This is a genomic window from Paenibacillus sp. FSL R7-0128, assembly GCF_038002245.1.
Lineage (GTDB): Bacteria > Bacillota > Bacilli > Paenibacillales > Paenibacillaceae > Paenibacillus_AQ > Paenibacillus_AQ silagei.
This window is the reverse complement of the sequence record NZ_JBBOCD010000001.1, coordinates 4,502,383-4,520,491: the sequence shown is the minus strand read 5'-3', so window position 1 is coordinate 4,520,491 and position 18,109 is coordinate 4,502,383. Positions and strand designations below refer to the sequence as shown.

Sequence of the window (18,109 nt, the reverse complement as noted above, 5' to 3'; positions counted from 1 at the left end):
TAACTAGCTAGTAAAATTATACCATATTGATGCTCGAAGGGAGGATGCAAATTTGACGAAATTATTCGCAACGGGCGAATATTATCCGCCGCCTCGTGATATACCACGCCTTGCTCGTTATAAGCGTGGCCGCACGATATTTGACGGACGGCATCCGGAAATCTATGACCGCGCATCATCGCTTTTAAAAGATACGCCACACGCTGCGCAGCTCAAAACGCTGTTCATCGCGGTTAACCTAATGGACATTTTGCTCACGAAGCCGGCGGACTTGCTGACCGGAGAGCCGCCGACATATGAAAGCGGTAAGGGTCCGGGATCACGCGAACAGGAGCGCCTCGACTCGATCGTCGAAGAGAACGACCTCACGTTAACCGCGCATGAACTCACTATCGGCGGCGGCTATCGCGGCGACTCGTTCTTGAAGACGTATTTTGCCTCGCGCGCAGACGTCACCGAAACGGAAGAACTCGGGTTGCCCGCGCCTGAATCACGCCTAGAGCCGATTATCGAAGCGGTGCCGGCGAATATCGTATTTCCGGAATTGTCACGCGGATCACGTAAGAAATTCAGCGCAATTAACGTCGCGTGGGTCGATTGGGTCGAAGAACCTGGCGGTAAGATTATCCGCTGGCTCTACGGTAAGCCAACGTCATATGTGCCGTATCTTGTCGTTGAGCGCTACGTGCCGGGCTATATCGTGTATGAGCGCTATGAGCTGACGGAGGCTGGCGTAGATTCCGAATGGGGCGTGCCGATTTCAACGTTCCTCATCGGCGAGCAGATCGCGACCGGTCGCGAGGTTGACGTTGTAGAAACGGGAACGCCGGAGCTCTTAATCCGCCATATTCCGTATAAATCCGTTGACGACCGCTGGGAAGGAATCAACGGAGTCGAGAAGCTGGAAAGTGTGTTGAGCGCGATTAACGAGCGGTTAGCGCAGATCGATTACATCCTCTGGAAACATAGCGATCCATGGATGTACGGTCCGGAAGACCTCGGCGATGAGGGAGACGGCCAACAAATACGCGGAGGCGGACGTTATATACCGGTCGGCAAAGAAGATCAGACTCCCGGTTACATGACGTGGGACTCGCAGCTTGAGGGCGCGTTTAAGGAGCTCGACATCCTGCTCGGCATTGTCTATCAAATGAGCGAAACGCCGCAATGGTTGTTCGGCACAACGCTCGCCAATGATAAAGGTGGAACCGGCACATCACACACGGACAGCGGCGCAATCAAGGCGCGGTTTATGCCGATTCTGGCGAAAGTAAACCGCATCCGGGCGCATGTTGACCGCGCTCTCCGTGACGCGATATGGACCGCAATGCAACTCGAAAACTTCGCGAATCGCGGTGTAGACGGCTGGGTGCCGTACGAGCCGGTATATCCGCGTATAGTTTGGCGCGACGGTCTGCCGATCGACGAGAAAGAAGCGGCCGAGGTCGCAAGCATCCGTACAGGCGGCAAGCCTACGCAGTCCGTACATGACGCGGTGAAGACGCTTGATGGCGTTGACGACGCGCAGGCTGCGGAGATTATCACGCGGATTGATGCGGACGAGGAACGGACGGTCGGGACGGTGGAATCGACGGTGTTTAACGAATGACGCCGCTGATTCCGGAACCCGTTTACGACTACGAGATTGCATTACTCGTCCGCGCATACAAAAACGCGCTGCTCTCGATTAGCGCGGAATTATCACGCTTAGATTTAACCGCAATGTCACGCGCTAATTCACGCGCCGCACTCGCTGAGGTTGCGGCTATTTTGCATGGGCTCAACGATGAATCGGCCGCGTGGGTTGACCGCTACATTCCGAAGGCCGCGACGGACGGTGTTGCGCGGACCATCGTTTCCCTCGGCGCTGCGTCTACGCTTGAGGATGCGGATAAGATCGTCAAGTTTAACCGTATTAACCGCGAGTTTGTAGCGTCGGCCGTTGCGGATACACAGGCGGACCTCTTGGCCGTCACGCAGAACGTTGACCGCCGCGTCAAGCTGGCCGTACGCCAGGCTACCGCAGATTCAATGCGCGCTAACCTCACGCGAGGGATTAACGGTAATCGAACGCTGAACGCCGACATCCTGCAGCGGATGAAGAAGACGCTCGGTGGAGCGGTAGATACCGGAATCATTGACGCAGCAGGCCGGCGCTGGAAACCGGAAGTATACGTCAATATGGTAACGCGCACGAAGATGGCGTCGACGCAACGTGAAGCAGCCGTTAATGAGGCGGTTGGTCGCGGTGCCTATTACGGAGTGATCTCGCGGCATAACGCGATTGATAAATGTCGCGGCTACGAAGGCATGATCGTTAAGCTGACGCCGGACGCTCGGGGAGATTATCGGTACTTCGGCGATCTGCCGCGAAATGAGATATTCCATCCGAATTGTCGCCATGTAATAACGCCGATACGTGATCCGAAGTTACTGGAGCAATAGGGCTCCGCGTCCAGACGTGAATTGACGCGATAAACTTTACGGTCAGACACATTAGCGCCGACGGGCCTTGTACGGGAGGAATTACAATGACAAACAAAATGAAACCGTCAAGATATCCGATGAATCTGCAGCTCTTTGCGTCAGGCGATCCAGATCCCGCTGATCCGAAGCCTGACCCGGACCCAACGCCGCCAGTGCCGGATAAGACGTTTACAAAGGCGGACCTAGACCGCATTGTTGCCGAACGCCTCGCGCGTGACCGCAAAGGCCGTGAAGATTACGACGATATCAAAACGAAGCTGACTGCGCTGGAACAAGCGGAAGCTGAACGAGAGGCAGCGAAGTTAAGCGATACCGAACGTCTGGAAGCGGAGAAGGCAACCGCACTCGCTGCAGCAGAGTCCGCAAAGGCTGAACGTGACAAGGCGCTAACAACCGCGAATCATCGTTTGATTAACGCAGAATTTAAAGCGTTGGCGCGCGAGGCTAACGTTCCGGCTGAGCGTCTGGCTGCAGCGCTGAAACTGGCGGACTTGGCGGGTGCTACCGTCGATGAAAACGGAGATGTGGTCGGCGTTAAGGAAGCGGTCGAAGCGCTGGTCGCTGCTGAGCCGTACCTTGTTGCGGAGACAAAGCCGAAACCTATCGGCGGCAGTAGCGGCGGCCAGCCGGATGAGGACGGGAGAAGAACGCTCGAAGCCCAATTAGCAGAAGCACGAAAGGCAAAGAACTTTTCGAAGGTTATCGAAATCTCAAACAAACTAAGCAAAAAGTAAGCCGAGGCTCGGAACTACCGCAGCCTTTTTGTTTTGACCAAAACCAAGGGGGAATTAATTAATGTTGAAATCTTATGACTTTCAGGACCAAGTGCGCCAGCTCGAAGCTGGAATTTCTCTTATTATCGACGACGCTCCGACCTTGCTCGGCCTTATCGGAATCGGGACGACTCCCCTTTACCAAACTAAGTTCGAGTGGATGTCGGATAACCTAAACTCTAATCGGGCAACAGCGGCAGCGGCCGCGCTGGTTGGTGCAACCTCGATCACTGTAGCGGAAGGCGACGGTCTGAAATTCCGTGTTAACGCAATCGTGGTTATCGGCGAAGAGTACTTGCGTGTCACAGCCGTAGCCGGCGACGTTATCACCGTAGTGCGCGGATATGATGGCACTACCGCAGCAGCCGTTGCGCTTGGCGCGGAAATCCGCATCGTTTCCCGACCACAACTCGAAGGCGCGTTGCCGGGCGTAGATGAAGGACACGACCGCCTCGTTGATTTCAACTACGCGCAGATCATTGAGCGTTACGCGGCTGTATCCGGCACGCAGCAGAACGTGCGGACTTATAACGTTACTAACGAGCTCGATTACCAGGTGCAATTGCGATTGAAGGAGATCGCACGTGAGCAAAATGACTGGTTGATCTACGGCCGCCGTATCGATGCTGGCGCTGGTGTTCCTCGTACAACCGGCGGTCTGCTTTACTTTGCAGATAAAAAGGGCGCGGCTAAGCAGAACGCGTCTGGAGGCGAGATCACGCCGAAGATGTTGAATGACCTTGCGGAGAAAGTTTACCAGCGTGGGGGTTCCGTTAATACCATCCTCACAAACACCGCAGGCGCGCGTCAGATCACGAAGTTTGCTTCCGATACGATTCGTACTGAGCGCACTGACACAGCGACAGGCCACAAGATTCAGACATTTGTCTCCGATATCGTAGGCGGCTCAGTCGCTACGGTCGTAGTTGATCCGAACTTCCCGAAAAACAAGATCGCGCTGTTTGACCGTGACATCTTGTCGATCGACCCGCTGAACGGACGTGCTCTGTACGATGTTGACGCCTCCGTTCCTGGTGCTGACTTTGTTGCCCGGCAGATTCGTGGCGAGTACGGCGTAACTGTTAAAAACGCTGCGGAGAAAGTCGCTATCCTTGAGAACATCAGCACGTCGGTTAGCTAATTTAATTGGGGCTACGGCCCCTCTTTCTCTACGGAGGTGAGCGAAGTTTGGCAAAGTATACTGCTAGTCCGCACTATTCGGTGGCCGGAAAGATTGAGTTCGGCTTTACTGGAGTTTACGAGACGGAAGACACGGGCGAGATCGCTACGTTGGACGCTCTTGTCCCGATATGGATTAAACGAATTGATGCGATAGAACCGGAGGCGGACGAAAAATCCGCGCCCAGACAGCGTAAAACCTCCGGTAAATAAACGGAGGTGTAACGTATGGCAGACTTAACAGCAGCGGATTTGTACATTAACGCGAACTGTATCAATATTGACGATTGGACTGACGCAGATGACGCCAAAAAACTACGGATAGTTAACGTGGCAGGACGGACGCTGACGACCAAATACGCGCAATATACGATACCGGATGCGGCTGTCTACGAATACGCAAACGAACTCGCGATTGCGTTTAACGATACGAACTCGTTGCAGCAGCAAGGCGTCGCGAGCTTCGGATTGACGGGCGTCGCTAACTTTACGTTTAAGGATTGGGCAAAAACGGGCCTTGACGCATGGATACCGGAGGCAGCGCTAGATATTATCGGCGAGGCTAACGGAGTCAAACTCGGCAAGCGCGCGGTTAAGTGGGTGACGATGTAATGGCGCTAATACCGCTGAAACAAACGGTCGTGATTACGCCGGCGGGCGGTTTCGATCCGGATTATAATACGCCGATACCTGGCGTTCCCTACACGTTGAAATGCCGTTTTCAAGAAGGCGTTAAACTTGTGCGCAATCAATACGGAGCCGAGGTCGTCAGCGTCGGAACGTTTTACTTCGACAAGTTTGCGGACATCGCGCTGGACTCAAAACTTACGTATACCAACGAATTCGGAGACGCGACGACCTACGATCCATTAACCATCGGGATAAAACGGATGTTAAGCGGTCGCGCGGTCTTAACGGAGGTGAACGTATAATGTCGCTGACTCTAGCGGAGTTAAACGCGGCTGTCCGGCTCGCAATGCCGGGGATTACCGTAGTTGGAAACGAATTTATCGCGAATAACCCGGATGATTGCGCATATGTGCGGATAACGGGCGGCGGCGCTCCTAACGAATGGTCGTCCATTGCGCATCCGTCATTTCAAGTGATTATACGGTCGAAAGCGTCGGCGAACGCAGAAGCGAAGGGTAACGCACTTATCGAGGCGCTGCACCGCAAGACTGAGTTTATGATCGGGAGTACACGCGTGGTCAAATGCCTGGCGGGTCAATCAGCCCCGTGGTATCTCGGTCCGGACGAGAGCGGCCGTGCACTATACTCCGTCAACTTTACGTTAACAACATCGCTATAAATACGAGGGCTGTCCTTAACCGGGCGGCCTTTTTCATATCCAAAAGGAGGCGCAAAGATGGCGCAAAATTTTAGAAAAATCGAAGTCGGCCCGGCAATTGTCGAGTACGGAACCGGCTCAGATAAGGTCACGTTTGAGACTACGATTGGCGGAGTGGTTTTGACTACCGAGACGACCTATCGCGAACAGAAGACGGATCAGACCGGCGAAACGATCGTAGGCAAGCGAGTAACCGGCCGTAACGTCAGCGTGACCGTTCCGTTCGGTGAATACGAACTGTCCGTCATTCCGAAGATCATGGCGGGGGCGGAAGTCGTTACAGGTTCGGGCGGCTCCAAGGTTGTCGTTAAAACCGGCGTTGGCCTGAATCTGATTGACACCGCGAAGATTGCGGTCATTAAACCGATCGCACGTAAAACGGACCCTGACTCCTGGATTACCCTGCCGCTGGCATACAGTGAGACGGACCTGTCCTACTCATACAACAACGAAAACGAGCGTATCACCAACGTAACGCTCCGGTCCACGCCTGACGAAGACAACAACGTTTTGATCCTCGGCGACGATACAATCACAGCAAACTAACAGCAAGGGGCGCTTAACTGCGCCTCTATTTCTTTATGAGGAGCGAAAATGATGCAGCTATTTAAGCGTTCAGATAAAGCGGATATTCCCGCGCTAGATCCATCCGCAATAGTACTCGGCGGCCAGGCGGTAAAGGTGCGCAAAGTAACGATCGGCCAGTGGCGCGAGTTGTTTACGGTCGTCGGCACGTTGCCACAAATGCTAGTCAGCGTAATGACTGCGCCGGCAGAAAGCCGCATCTCATACATGCTTGCAGTCATGGAAAGCGCGATTGACGACGTTGTTAACGTGGTTGCGGTGCTGACCGGATTGGAACCAGCGTGGATCAACGAGAACGTATCTCCAGACGAATTGATGGCGTACTTTGTCGCCGTTGCGCGCGTGAACGATTTCGGCGGACTCCTAAAAAACGTGCAAGGCGCTCTAAAGCTGACGCAAACGCTGAATCAAGCGGCGGAAACAGCGATGAGCGCGGAATAACGCTGGATCAGTTTTTCATTGACGCGGCGGTCCGACTAGGCAAGACGCAAGTCGAGTTTGAGCGCGGCTACTACGTGATGGACCTACTCGACGTACTCGATGCGGAGACGCGGCGTAAGGCTGGCGAAACGCTCGATGCGCTCAACGTAAACGTCATGGCGCAATCGACGAGCGTTGAAGACTTTCGGAGTTACACGGACGGCTTACGTAACGCGGCCGGTTTTATACAAGAAAGCGTACCGGCGTATGACGAGGACGGAATCAAATTACTCCGCGAGCAGATGCGGATAGGAGCGAGGTGACCGGGTATGACGTTTGAGGTCAAAGTAACCGAGCTACATAGGTTTTTGGAGGCAAAGCGAGGCGCGATGATCGAGGCGGCCGTTGCGGGTCTCCACGATGCTACCGATCTGCTGCTCGCGAAATCGAGGGAGGTCGCCCCATTAGACACGGGAACCCTCCGTATCACAGCAGGCAAGAAGGTGACGGTAGAGGGCAGTAAAGCGTATGGGGAAGTGTTTTACTCAGCCACGGAGGAGGGCGCGAGCGGAGTCCGCTTTAATTATGCACTTCGCGTACATGAAATGGGCCGATACAAGAACCCTACAACGCCAGGTACTCGCCCTAAGTTTCTCTCACAACCTCTTAAGACCAACAAACGGCTATACATGCAGGTTATTAATGACGCCGTAAGGAGGGCGATGGGTTGAGCGGAGCAGCGGGAAGTACAGAAGTAGGAGAAATACGCGCTAGGATTACGTTAGAAATGGCGGAGTTTCGGCGTCAGATGGACGAAGCGCGTCGGCGTATCACTGGGCTGGAGGAGGATGCGCGTAGGGGTGCGGACCGGATGCGCGATCTATCGTCAGCAATGGCGGGACTCGGCGCAGGAGCAGCGCTTAATCGGCTGGTCAACGAAATGAAACAAGCGGTCGAGGCCGCGATTAAGCTACACTCGGCATTCGCCGGACTCAACGCAGTCGCGAAAGGCTTCGGGGTCCAGACGAAAGACGCGCAGCAGGCGGTACAGGACCTCGCATCACGCGGATTTTTGTCGCTGACCGAAGCTGCACAGGCGTATAAAACTGCGCTATCGACCGGACTTAGCCTCGATGAGTCGACAAAGCTAATTACGTCACTGGCGGACTCTGCAGCATACGGGCGGCAGTCGTTTTATACGATGGGCGGCGCAATACAGGCGTCTCTTGACGGGATTAAGAACGGTAACTCGGTGCTCGCGGATGCGGTCGGCGTAACGAAGAACTTATCGGTGATGCAGAAGGAATACGCGGCATCCATCGGAACAACGGCCGGACGGCTAACGGATGCGCAGAAGATCCAGGCGGCGTACAACGGATTTATCCGCGAAGGTATTTATTACGTCGGTAACGCGGACGAGGCAATGCAGGGAATCGTCGGCAGCCAAGCGCGCTTTACGCAAGCTACGAATGAGGCGTCCGTTGCGTTCGGCGAGGCGTTTACACCGCTGTTCCAGACGCTGCTAGAAACCGTTACACCGGCAATTATTGCACTTGCGGACTTTACCTCCGAAAACAAAGCGCTTGTGTCTGCGGCCGCTGCGTCTTCGGTCGGCATGTTGGCGCTTGTTGCCATACTCGCAACCGTACCGCCTGCGCTTAACCTCATCAAAGCCGGATTCATCGCGCTTGAAGCGGCGGCGGGTCCGATAGGCTGGATTGTATTAGCGGTAGGCGCGCTGGCCGGGGGAATAGCGTACCTGACGACTACGCACTCGGAAGCCGCTAAAGCGACGGCTGAACTGGCGAAGAAGCAGACAGAACTTAATGCTCTGCTCGGAAAAGCACCGATTGACCGCACTGCAGCGGATATTGAAACGCTTAAGTCTAAGACCGAAGAACTGAACCCGGTCCTCGAAGAACGCGCGAGATTACAGAAGCGGCTTAACGAGTTACGTGCCGCGCAGGAAAACGATACTTGGATGCCGGAAATGCTCGGCCAGACGATGGACGTTAACGAAGCTATCGGCGAGCTCGACGTTAAACTCGAAGAACTCGGATATGCCAGCGTTGAGGAAGCGACGGCTAAGCTCGCGGAAATGAACGCGGTCGTTAAGCGAGGCACTATCGCGATAACCGACCAGGATAAGGCGGAGGCTGCAGCGTTAGCTACGAAGAAGCAAACGCTCGTACAGATGAGCGCGCTTGCCAACGAGTTTAAGACACTTAACTCAGCCCAAACGCTCGACGCATCGCAGAAAAACCGCCTCGTTGACGTAACCGAGCAGCTTATCGCGCAGTATCCGGAATTGAATGCGCGCCAGGGGGAAGACGGCCGTATCCGCGCGGACAACATCGATAAGATCATATCGCAGATTAACACGGATAAGCGGTTTACAGATATGGCCGCCGCTAACGTGTCCACACGTATTCGCAACTTTGGCAAGGAATCGGAAGCGCAGGCGAAGTCGGTACAGGCGCAGATTACTAATTTGACGAAGTTGAGTAACGCGCTCGCCATCGTATCCGGCGCGAAGGCTACGTCTTTTGCGGATGACGTCGCGGCGCGTGAAGCGGACAATTTGCGCAAGACCTCTGGCCTCGTCGGCGATATCGTTACTAACGGCATACTCGCGCAAGCAGCAACCGCCGGTGCCAAGGCGGAGGTGGACGCTAAGGTAGACGAGGCGCTGAAACAGCAGCAGAAATACGCTAATGCCGCGCGTGAAATGGAGCAGCTGGCGAACGAAGTCGAGACGGGATCGCAGGACTTTACGAAGGACATCATCGCGCCGGACCCGAAAAAGGGACCGAAACCTGCAAAACCTCCGAAGACGAAGTCAGCGGCAGAACTAGCTGCCGAAGCACGCAAGAAGGCGTACGAGGAAGACCTCAAAACGATCCAGTTTCAGGCGGATTTTTACGACTTGACTGCGGACGTGCAGATCAAGAAGTACGAGGAGTTGCGGAAGAAGCACACGGTCTTTATGAAGGAATCCGTAGACGATGCCCGTACACTTGCGCTGCAGATTAAGCAATTGTCGGAGGATAGCGTACAGTCCCGTTATGACTTTAGCGCAACGTGGATCGACGCGGAGGAAAAGCGCATGGAGGACAGTGGCAAGACGGAACTCGCCATCGCTGAGACGAAACTCGCAAGCTGGACGCGTTTACGCAATCGATACGCGAAAGACAGCGAACAGTATAAGGCCGCCGACGATAAGGTCCGCCAATCCCGCAAGGATGTCGCTACCGAGACGGAGAGGGCTACGCGGGATCAATACGATGCGTCCGTTAAGTGGATCGATGCGGAGTCTAAGCGTATGGAACGTTCGGGGAAATCCGAAGAGGAGATCGCGCAGATGAAGATTGCCGCTTGGACCCACGTGCGTGACCGTTATACGAAAGATAGCGAGTATTACGCGAAAGCCGAGGACGCTCTATACGCTGCCCGCAAGGACATTACGACCAAAACGGCTAAACTGGCGGACGATCTCGTTAAGACGCAGCAGGACGCGATTAAGGACGCCAAAACTGCGGAGCTCAACGCGATTAAAGACGCCAAGGACGCGGACCTAGCGGCGATTAAGGCGCGTAAAGAGGAGTACGTTAGCGCGCAAGATGCCAAGATCGCGTCCGTCGAAGCGCTTATCGCCGCTGAGGCGGAGTATAACTCAGATGCGGATTTTGCGACGCAGTTAGCGCAGAAAAACGCGCGGCTGGCGGAATTGCAGTCGGCGGTCGGACAGCCGGGCATCGACGAGCGGGAAGCGCTAGTTAAAGAGATAGCACGGATGGAACTCGAACACGGCCGCGACCTCCGTAAGCGCGAATTAGAAGCGCAGAAAGACGCGCTTACGAAAGAAAAAGAAGCGCAGAACAGCGCTTATGACTCCGAAGTCACAGCGCGTGAGGCCGCGTTTGAGAAGGCGAAGAAGGACACCGAGGCGCAGTACGACGCGCTGGCGGGTGCGTTCGAGGCATACTCCGGCGATATCAAAACGATTGAGTCTGGCATCGCGGCATTCCGCGTCTCCGAGTCTGCAACGGCTAACAGCGCAATTTTAACGCAACTCGATACGTTCGTGGCCCAGTATAACGCCAAAATGGCGGAGGTAGCGAAGGTTAACGCAGTCGCACAAAAGGACGCGGACCTTGCGGAGTATAACGCGAATAAAGCCGCATGGACTCGTGCGAAGGCAGCGGGCGACATCGCGAAGATGCAGGCGCTAAGCGCTCGGAATGACGAACTCCGGAAACTCTACGGTATCGACAAAGACACCGGAGAGCTGCAGCAATTCCGTAACGGCGGCATCGTCCGGGGCGCGGCAGGCTCAGCGGTCCCTATCGTAGCGCACGCGGGCGAGATCGTACTTAACCCGCAACAGCAAGCGGCGCTGTTTGATATGGTCGCGAATCCACGTGTAGTAGCGCAGGCACCAGCGGCTCCGACGTATATCACGAATCATATCGACATGGGCGCGGAAGAGGTCGTACTCACAGATCGCGCGGACGTTGCGATGTATTACGATGAAAAGGCGCGCGCTGCTCAGCGGCTCGCTGCGATGGGGGTGAAGACGCTATGAGTACGTACGATGTAGCGGTTAACGGCGTATGGCTATCAACGGCTGGCGCTTCGTTATTCGAGCGGCGGCTGCCCGTCCTGCCTGAAACGGACGAGAATACCGTTAAACTCGCGGGCGTGGACGGCGTCGTCGATTTCGGCTCATCCTACGGAGCGCGAACGATAGGGCTGACGTTTGAGATTACGGTTAGTGCATCGGAGTATCACCGTACCCTCGCGTATATGGCCCGGACGTTTAACGCCAAGCGCGGCGAGATTACGCTTGAGTTTGCGGATATGCCCGGTAAATACTACCGCGCGGTCTACTCCGGCAACCTCACGCTCGGAGCGACCGGTTCGCGGCTGATTGACGTTAATCTGCGGATGAACGATCCGTGGCCGACCGGCGGGGAGACGGTAACGGAGTATACGATAACCGCGTCGCCACAAACAGCGCAGGTCGTTTCGGCGGCAGACGTCCGCGCACAGCCGGTCATTACGCTAGTCAATACCGGAGGCAACGTAGTCCACGGGTTTACCATCACGAACGAATACGAACTCGAATAAATACGCGCAAGCCTCACGCTCGGCCTCTCGGTCGGGCGTTTTTGCGTTGCGCAAAAAAAGGAGAACGAATATATGGCGATGCAAATATCGAATTATTTGAGCGCAGCCCTTCTAAACGCAGCTCTGCGTAACACAGCGTTTACCTCGCCTCCCACGGTTTATATCGCGCTATACACGTCGGACCCGACAGCAGCGGATACCGGTACGGAGGTTAGCGGGGGTGCATACGCAAGGCAGGCGATTACGTTCGGAGCGCCGGCGCTCTTAAGCGGTAAGCAGACGGTCACAACGATGGCGGACGTTACTTTTCCGATTGCTACCGCTGATTGGGGGCTCGTAACGCATATCGGATTACGTACGGCGGCGAGCGGCGGAAATCTTTTATGGACGCAGGCGCTGGTTAATCCGCGATCAATACTCACCGGAGACCGACCGAAGTTTCTAGCGGGTTCAACGCTCGTACGATTCGCGCAATAAGGAGGCGGGTTAAATGGCGCAACAAACAATGTATCCCGCGATTGCAAATTCGCCGGGTACGGAACTGTCCGCTGCGATTACGTCGGCTGCGACAACGATAACGGTCATTAACGGGGCAGCGTTACCTGCGGCTCCTAACGTCTGTACGATCGGCGTTGATGAGACGGCCGAAACGGTGCTTTACGCGGGCAAGAGTGGCAATACGCTTACGGGAGTCACGCGGGGCCATGGCGGAACTGTAGCGAAAGCGTGGGCATCCGCGTCAAAAGTAGCGCGGTATTTTACCGCCTACGACCACGATACCTTTCGCGCAAATATACTCGACCTAATCGATTACCTCGCGTACATGCCGATTAACGGCGGTACGTTTGACGGTAACGATCAGGTCGGACCCGTCATTGATGGCGGCACTTACTAAGGGGGAACGAATACATGGCGATTATCAAAATTAAACGCGGACTCTCCGCTAACCTGCCGGATTTAACGCTTGAGGCCGGGGAACTGGCGCTTGCAACAGATACGGGTAAACTGTACGCGGGCAACGGGACGGGACGCATTTTGCTTAACCCGGATCAAGCTGCGGCTGAGACAGCGGTTAAACTCGCGACACCGCGCACGATATCGATTACGGGAGACGGTTCCGGCTCCGCAGCATTTGACGGGTCGGCTAACGCTCCGATTACGCTTGTACTAGCAAACAGCGGAGTGACGGCGGGCTCGTACACTAAGGTGACCGTTGACGCTAAGGGCCGCGTAACATCAGCCTCGCAAATGACGGCGGCAGATATTGCGCTGGGCAACGTAACCAACGAAAGTAAAACAACGATGTTTATCAGCCCGGCGTTTACTGGGACACCAACCGCGCCTACAGCCGCAGCGGGTACGAATACCACGCAGCTTGCGACTACAGCGTTTGTCGAAGCGGTTCGCGTAATCCTGGCGGCGGCTGACGCGGCAAAGGCTCCGTTAGCATCTCCGGCATTGACGGGCAATCCGACAGCGCCAACGCAGGCGACAGCGGACAATAGTACGAAGCTCGCGACAACCGCGTTTGTTAAGGCGCAGGGGTATTTATCCGCAGCAGATACAATTGACGGCGGGACATTTTAAGGAGGGATAGGCGTGGCGAATAAGATACAAGTAAGGCGCGGCACCAAGGCGCAGCTTGCAGCCCATGGCCCGTTGGATGCTGGCGAGCCGGGGTATATCACGGATACCCGTGAGCTGGTAATAGGTAGCGGGACAGGAGTCAATACGCCATTGGTTTCGGCCACCTCAGCGGATATCACCTACTATGTCCGTACAGATGGCAGCGACACCAATACCGGGCTGGCGAATACGGCAGGCGGGGCGTTTAAAACGATTGGCAAAGCAACAAGTCTGATACCGCAGATTGTTAATCATGCAGTTACTATTAATATCGCGGCAGGAACGTATAATGAACTGGTCGAGATTCACGGAAGATCAGGGAAATCATCCATCACACTTAATGGAACAGGCACGACCACATATGTTAAGTCAGTGTATATGTTTGGGGTTCAACAGGCTAATATAAACAACTTAACAGCCACGGACGCTGGTCAGATTGGATTTTATTTTCATAGTGGTGGATGGGCGCAATTTTCTGGATGTGTATCGACTACCGCTACAGCAAATGATGGATTTAATGTCTCCTATCAATGTGGTGTATTGCGTAATTGTGTAGTATCCAATAAAACAGGTGCCGCAATTTCCTGTAACTCAGGAACGATAACCGTGGACAGTTGTACTGGCACTGGTAATGCAATTGCCTTTTATGGAGACAACTCAGCAAGTATAACAACCAAAGGCACAACCGTCCCTGCCGGAGCGTCTTTTGTCGGTTCGGCATCGGTGCTTAACCCATGGGGAGATAATACGACATCTTCTAGAACAGGGATATTTGCATACAAAACAACGGCTCAAGCAACACTTGCTGCCAGTTATACAAAAATCATTTTACCGAACAGGTCTCCTGATTATCTACTGGAATGGAACCCAACAACTAGTGTTTTTACAGCAGCAAAAACAGGTATTTACTTGATTATCGGAAAGTGTCTTTTCAGTTCTGTTCCGGCAGGTACCACACTTGAAACAAGAGTCTGGCGTAATGGCGGCGTTGAAAGTGAGGTATTAGCTAGAACAATTGTTGCGGCTGCTGGCGACACTTTGTTAACTGGAACCATTACACGCTTTTTAAACGCTGGTGACGTGCTGGAATATTACGCATACACAAGTACTGCACAGACCATTGCATCTGCGGCCGACAGTACATCGTTACAAATATACAGACTATCCTAATAAGGAGGCCGAAGTATGAATATAGCACTAGCAATCATGTACCTGCATCCGGGCGCTGACCCAATGCGGAATTTTATTGTGCAGGACAACGGGCCGGAGCCGGAGCTGCGGGAAGGCGCGGAAGAGAAGGGCCGGGTCCGGTATGAGATTAAGCAACCGGAAGAGGGCGAGGAACCGCAGGAGGGCGTACACTACCGCTACGGTATCGACTATAACCTACTGATCGAGGGCGAAGATTACGACTTGATAGAGCGCGGGCCGCATATCGCTGCCTGGAACCTGGAAGCGCCGCAGCCCACGGATGCGGAGCTACAGGCAGCCTGGGAGGCGTACCAGGAGGCTGAGGCGAACACGCCGCCGGTGCTGACGGAGCTGGACCGCATTGGCGCGGAGTTAGTTCAACGGGAACTTGAGGCGCTCGACCTACGCGCACAGAACGAGGCACTCGGCGGCCAAATTGTCGGACTTGAATTACGATTACTCACGCTAGAGGGAGGCGCAGCCTAATGTTTAAAAACGATTACGAACGCTTGGCGTATTATTTCGCGAAGAAATGGGCGCAAGAAAAGCAACTCCGCCAGTACGTTAGTTTTGGCGTAATCACTCCGGTCGAGTTTACGGAAATCACCGGGATCGTCTACGCATAAGGAGGCCGCCATGTTTGCGGGAGCATTTAACCTAACGCCATTTAACCGCCTATCATCGTTTGAGGCGTATTTTGTCGTGCAGATCGAATCACTTACCGAGGCGGCCGCGCGCTTAAGCGTTGATGCCGCCATGGCTGTAATCGCGGAATCAGCCACGGAGTTTAACACGTCAATGGTTCGCGAGATTCCCCGCGCAGCAATTATCGAATCGACTACGGAAATGATTACGGCTATGGTCCGCGAATTGCTGGGCGCGGTCACGTTCGAATCTTCAACGGAGACCATCGCCGAACTGACGAAAACTCACGTTGACCTTATCCGGTTCAACGGTAACTTTTCGCCGGGCGACCGCCTTATCATCGACACGCGCAAACAGACCGTCACGCTCAACGGAGTCAACGTGCTCCACTTGTTCGACGGTGACTTTTTCGAGCTGGCGTTCGGGCCAAACGCGATCCGTTATACAGACGGTGAGGCTGCGCGAAACATCCTTACGCGGATTACGCACCGTGACCGTTATCTCTATTAGAAAGGAGCGCGCTTAATGTCAAGCTATTTACAGTCGTACGATCGCTTCCGTAAGCGCATCGGCATCCTACGTGACGCCTACGATATTACGCGGATACGGCGGATCAACGCGGATTATACGCTGACCTTTAACGTCCCGATGTCTAGCGCTGACTTTACGGATAAACTACCGCTCAAGGGCCACGTAATGGATGAGCGCGGTCAGTATTATGTAATCAACTCACGCCAGCGTAACCGCGAAGACCGTAAGTTAACCGCACAGATATCGTGCAGCCACGTTATGTTCAAACTCGCGGATTACAAGTTCCCGTACGCTTCCTTCATTAAAGAGGCGTACGGTATTCATATCACGCAATTAACAGCGCTCATCTCGGCGGCAACCGGTGGGCGCTTTTCGATTTCCGTCGACGATACGTTTGACCTGGCGGATATCAAGGCGTTCGGCGGCGGTAATTGCCTCGAAGCGCTTAACGTGATCCTGACGCTCTATGGAGCGGAGGTCGAGCCGGACAACTTTACGCTACACCTGCGCAAAAGGGTCGGTAACCCCGCGTCAGATTACAGAATCGCGCTGACTCGCAATTTAATTAGCGCCTCTTTTACGGATAACGCGGCATCACTTTGTACGCGGCTTTACGCGGAGATGAAAGACTCGCGCACATGGATCGGTCAACCCGCGTCGATACTTACGGCGGACGAACAGGCGCGGTTATTGGCCGCCGACCCGAACGCAATTACCGGCGGAGCCATCCGTGTGAATTACCTCGTATCTCCGTATGCCGACGCCTGGGGCTCCGATAGCGTCCCGTATTATGACGATCTGCTAACGGAGCAGGACGTTACCGATCCGCTCAAACTCGTAGAAGCCGCGCGTAAACGGTTAGCCGAGCGCGATGTGCCGGCGCTAGAGGTGACCGTATCGGCTGCGGACCTGTTCAAGCTCGACACGCAGGAAGCGCGGCCGGGCCTCGGCGACACCGTTACGCTCGTTGACCCAGCGCTTGGCCTGACGTCCATTACCGCGCGTATTACGGAGATGACGGAGTATCCGTATGCGCCTGATAAGCACACGGCGCTCACAGTCGCGAACGTTATGCGGCGGGATTATACGCAGATTATAGCGGACTTGGAGAGCGGACGGCGCGCGATCGAGAACGTATTTAGCGGCGGCCGAATACGGGCGGAAGCGTTTGAGGAATTCGCGCGCTTGGCGGTCAACGAGATTAACGCGAGCAAGACGGAGGTTAAATACGATACGCGCGGAATCGTCCTGCAGGACAAGGCGAACGCAGCGCGTCAAGTCGTCATGTCTGCGGCCGGCATCTACGTAACCACGGACGGAGGCGCAACGGCTCGTACCGCGATTACGGCCGGCGGGATTGCGGCGGAATTGGTTAACGGGCAGCTCGGTCAATTCGTGTCAATGCTGATAGGCAGCGGTAACAGCGTTGTCAAAATCAATACGCAGGGGATTAGCGCTGGTCACTCGGATTTCGGTAGCGCGCCCTTCCGTCTGGATATGGACGGCAACGTCGTGCTCAACCGGTTGACTGCGAATAGCGCGAATATATTTTCGTCCAGTTTTACGAACGGGGCAATCGTCGGCTCGTCGATTAACGTTGGTAATGGCGTATTCACCGTTGACGCTGCGGGTAACATGCGGGCGACTAGCGGAGACTTTAGCGGATTTATCAGCGCATCGGCGATAACCGGCACGAGCATAACGGGCGGCACGATTACCGGTACGAAGATACAGACGTCGGCTACCGTTTACCCGCGCGTGGTCATTGATCCGGCGAGCGTGGCGTTCGGCGTGTATGCAAGTCCGGGCAGCGGGATTGAGATACCGGCGTATGATGGCGGCGTGAGTAAGATTATATTCAACAACGGAAGCGGCAGACAATCCGTGCTCTACAATAGTCTCAGCGGACTAATCATCGCGGGAGACGGTAACCTGACGCTTGCGTCTACTGACGTAGACATCTCGATTAGCTCCGGCGGCCGCTTGAATATGCCGAATTGGGGCCAAGTGTATTACGGCAGCAGATCACTTCAAGACGAGCTGAACGCCTTGTGGTCCGCGCTCGCGAATAAGGCCAACATGGGGCATACGCATACAGTCAGCGTACCGAATCATAACCACGGTAACCCAGCCAATGCGACAAGTGGCGGTGGAACATTTACGACATCGGCTGCGTAATGGTACTATAAGGAAA

General features: G+C 54.7%; 21 protein-coding genes. All 21 read left to right on the top strand.

The window, feature by feature from the left end; genetic code table 11:
• Nucleotides 1-52: 52 nt before the first annotated feature.
• The 21 genes from NST26_RS18865 to NST26_RS18765 all read left to right on the top strand — a co-directional run bounded on the left by NST26_RS18865 (nucleotide 53) and on the right by NST26_RS18765 (nucleotide 18,093).
• Entirely contained in the window at nucleotides 53-1,609 is a 1,557-nt protein-coding gene (locus tag NST26_RS18865) for a portal protein (RefSeq protein ID WP_340979592.1), read from the top strand.
• Nucleotides 1,606-2,445, top strand: coding sequence for a phage minor capsid protein (locus NST26_RS18860; protein WP_340979591.1), 840 nt, complete (start codon nucleotides 1,606-1,608; stop codon nucleotides 2,443-2,445). Before NST26_RS18865 ends, NST26_RS18860 begins: the two co-directional genes overlap by 4 nt.
• An 86-nt stretch (nucleotides 2,446-2,531) precedes the next feature.
• Nucleotides 2,532-3,221: a phage scaffolding protein gene (locus tag NST26_RS18855; protein WP_340979590.1), complete on the top strand. Its 690-nt coding sequence runs from the start codon at nucleotides 2,532-2,534 to the stop codon at nucleotides 3,219-3,221.
• 61 nt (nucleotides 3,222-3,282) lie between these two features.
• Nucleotides 3,283-4,401, top strand: coding sequence for an SU10 major capsid protein (locus tag NST26_RS18850; protein WP_340979589.1), 1,119 nt, complete (start codon nucleotides 3,283-3,285; stop codon nucleotides 4,399-4,401).
• Between the two features lie 47 nt (nucleotides 4,402-4,448).
• Entirely contained in the window at nucleotides 4,449-4,652 is a 204-nt protein-coding gene (locus NST26_RS18845; RefSeq protein WP_340979588.1) for a hypothetical protein, read from the top strand.
• Nucleotides 4,653-4,667: 15 nt separating this feature from the next.
• Nucleotides 4,668-5,051 carry a hypothetical protein gene (locus NST26_RS18840; protein WP_340979587.1) on the top strand — a complete coding sequence of 128 codons (384 nt, stop codon included), beginning with the start codon at nucleotides 4,668-4,670 and terminating at the stop codon, nucleotides 5,049-5,051.
• Complete coding sequence (locus NST26_RS18835; RefSeq protein WP_340979586.1) at nucleotides 5,051-5,371, top strand: hypothetical protein; 321 nt, start codon at nucleotides 5,051-5,053, stop codon at nucleotides 5,369-5,371. The genes NST26_RS18840 and NST26_RS18835 overlap by 1 nt, the downstream gene beginning before the upstream one ends.
• Nucleotides 5,371-5,748, top strand: a complete 378-nt coding sequence (locus tag NST26_RS18830) for a minor capsid protein (RefSeq protein WP_340979585.1) — start codon at nucleotides 5,371-5,373, stop codon at nucleotides 5,746-5,748. The genes NST26_RS18835 and NST26_RS18830 overlap by 1 nt, the downstream gene beginning before the upstream one ends.
• Before the next feature lie 57 nt (nucleotides 5,749-5,805).
• On the top strand, nucleotides 5,806-6,333 hold the full coding sequence (locus NST26_RS18825) for a hypothetical protein (RefSeq protein ID WP_340979584.1): 528 nt from the start codon (nucleotides 5,806-5,808) through the stop codon (nucleotides 6,331-6,333).
• Nucleotides 6,334-6,381: 48 nt separating this feature from the next.
• Complete coding sequence (locus tag NST26_RS18820) at nucleotides 6,382-6,813, top strand: hypothetical protein (RefSeq protein WP_340979583.1); 432 nt, start codon at nucleotides 6,382-6,384, stop codon at nucleotides 6,811-6,813.
• A 308-nt stretch (nucleotides 6,814-7,121) separates the two neighbouring features.
• Nucleotides 7,122-7,523, top strand: coding sequence for an HK97 gp10 family phage protein (locus NST26_RS18815; RefSeq protein WP_340979582.1), 402 nt, complete (start codon nucleotides 7,122-7,124; stop codon nucleotides 7,521-7,523).
• 140 nt (nucleotides 7,524-7,663) lie between these two features.
• Nucleotides 7,664-11,377, top strand: a complete 3,714-nt coding sequence (locus tag NST26_RS18810; protein WP_340979581.1) for a hypothetical protein — start codon at nucleotides 7,664-7,666, stop codon at nucleotides 11,375-11,377.
• Nucleotides 11,374-11,922, top strand: a complete 549-nt coding sequence (locus NST26_RS18805) for a phage tail domain-containing protein (protein ID WP_340979580.1) — start codon at nucleotides 11,374-11,376, stop codon at nucleotides 11,920-11,922. Before NST26_RS18810 ends, NST26_RS18805 begins: the two co-directional genes overlap by 4 nt.
• A 78-nt stretch (nucleotides 11,923-12,000) precedes the next feature.
• Nucleotides 12,001-12,399, top strand: a complete 399-nt coding sequence (locus NST26_RS18800) for a phage tail fiber protein (protein ID WP_445323372.1) — start codon at nucleotides 12,001-12,003, stop codon at nucleotides 12,397-12,399.
• Between the two features lie 13 nt (nucleotides 12,400-12,412).
• A complete protein-coding gene (locus NST26_RS18795) occupies nucleotides 12,413-12,817 on the top strand; it encodes a hypothetical protein (protein WP_340979578.1) in 405 nt (134 codons plus the stop codon).
• 14 nt (nucleotides 12,818-12,831) lie between these two features.
• Nucleotides 12,832-13,509, top strand: coding sequence for a hyaluronate lyase N-terminal domain-containing protein (locus tag NST26_RS18790; RefSeq protein WP_340979577.1), 678 nt, complete (start codon nucleotides 12,832-12,834; stop codon nucleotides 13,507-13,509).
• A gap of 12 nt (nucleotides 13,510-13,521) precedes the next feature.
• Nucleotides 13,522-14,718 carry a hyaluronate lyase N-terminal domain-containing protein gene (locus NST26_RS18785; RefSeq protein ID WP_340979576.1) on the top strand — a complete coding sequence of 399 codons (1,197 nt, stop codon included), beginning with the start codon at nucleotides 13,522-13,524 and terminating at the stop codon, nucleotides 14,716-14,718.
• A 15-nt stretch (nucleotides 14,719-14,733) separates the two neighbouring features.
• Nucleotides 14,734-15,225, top strand: a complete 492-nt coding sequence (locus tag NST26_RS18780) for an XkdW family protein (protein WP_340979575.1) — start codon at nucleotides 14,734-14,736, stop codon at nucleotides 15,223-15,225.
• A complete protein-coding gene (locus NST26_RS18775) occupies nucleotides 15,225-15,365 on the top strand; it encodes an XkdX family protein (protein WP_340979574.1) in 141 nt (46 codons plus the stop codon). The genes NST26_RS18780 and NST26_RS18775 overlap by 1 nt, the downstream gene beginning before the upstream one ends.
• Before the next feature lie 10 nt (nucleotides 15,366-15,375).
• Nucleotides 15,376-15,894 (top strand): phage distal tail protein, encoded by a 519-nt coding sequence (locus NST26_RS18770; protein WP_340979573.1) that lies wholly within the window; start codon nucleotides 15,376-15,378, stop codon nucleotides 15,892-15,894.
• A gap of 15 nt (nucleotides 15,895-15,909) precedes the next feature.
• Nucleotides 15,910-18,093 carry a phage tail protein gene (locus tag NST26_RS18765; protein WP_340979572.1) on the top strand — a complete coding sequence of 728 codons (2,184 nt, stop codon included), beginning with the start codon at nucleotides 15,910-15,912 and terminating at the stop codon, nucleotides 18,091-18,093.
• Nucleotides 18,094-18,109 lie beyond the last annotated feature (16 nt).

Coding starts and splice junctions, on each gene's coding strand:
- NST26_RS18825 (WP_340979584.1), top strand. CDS start 5,806: ATGGCGCAAAATTTTAGAAAAATCGAAGTCGGCCCGGCAATTGTCGAG.
- NST26_RS18810 (WP_340979581.1), top strand. CDS start 7,664: ATGCGCGATCTATCGTCAGCAATGGCGGGACTCGGCGCAGGAGCAGCG.
- NST26_RS18815 (WP_340979582.1), top strand. CDS start 7,122: ATGACGTTTGAGGTCAAAGTAACCGAGCTACATAGGTTTTTGGAGGCA.
- NST26_RS18770 (WP_340979573.1), top strand. CDS start 15,376: ATGTTTGCGGGAGCATTTAACCTAACGCCATTTAACCGCCTATCATCG.
- NST26_RS18850 (WP_340979589.1), top strand. CDS start 3,283: ATGTTGAAATCTTATGACTTTCAGGACCAAGTGCGCCAGCTCGAAGCT.
- NST26_RS18790 (WP_340979577.1), top strand. CDS start 12,832: ATGGCGATTATCAAAATTAAACGCGGACTCTCCGCTAACCTGCCGGAT.
- NST26_RS18800 (WP_445323372.1), top strand. CDS start 12,001: ATGCAAATATCGAATTATTTGAGCGCAGCCCTTCTAAACGCAGCTCTG.
- NST26_RS18765 (WP_340979572.1), top strand. CDS start 15,910: ATGTCAAGCTATTTACAGTCGTACGATCGCTTCCGTAAGCGCATCGGC.
- NST26_RS18830 (WP_340979585.1), top strand. CDS start 5,371: ATGTCGCTGACTCTAGCGGAGTTAAACGCGGCTGTCCGGCTCGCAATG.
- NST26_RS18855 (WP_340979590.1), top strand. CDS start 2,532: ATGACAAACAAAATGAAACCGTCAAGATATCCGATGAATCTGCAGCTC.
- NST26_RS18805 (WP_340979580.1), top strand. CDS start 11,374: ATGAGTACGTACGATGTAGCGGTTAACGGCGTATGGCTATCAACGGCT.
- NST26_RS18795 (WP_340979578.1), top strand. CDS start 12,413: ATGGCGCAACAAACAATGTATCCCGCGATTGCAAATTCGCCGGGTACG.
- NST26_RS18775 (WP_340979574.1), top strand. CDS start 15,225: ATGTTTAAAAACGATTACGAACGCTTGGCGTATTATTTCGCGAAGAAA.
- NST26_RS18780 (WP_340979575.1), top strand. CDS start 14,734: ATGAATATAGCACTAGCAATCATGTACCTGCATCCGGGCGCTGACCCA.
- NST26_RS18835 (WP_340979586.1), top strand. CDS start 5,051: ATGGCGCTAATACCGCTGAAACAAACGGTCGTGATTACGCCGGCGGGC.
- NST26_RS18860 (WP_340979591.1), top strand. CDS start 1,606: ATGACGCCGCTGATTCCGGAACCCGTTTACGACTACGAGATTGCATTA.
- NST26_RS18820 (WP_340979583.1), top strand. CDS start 6,382: ATGATGCAGCTATTTAAGCGTTCAGATAAAGCGGATATTCCCGCGCTA.
- NST26_RS18840 (WP_340979587.1), top strand. CDS start 4,668: ATGGCAGACTTAACAGCAGCGGATTTGTACATTAACGCGAACTGTATC.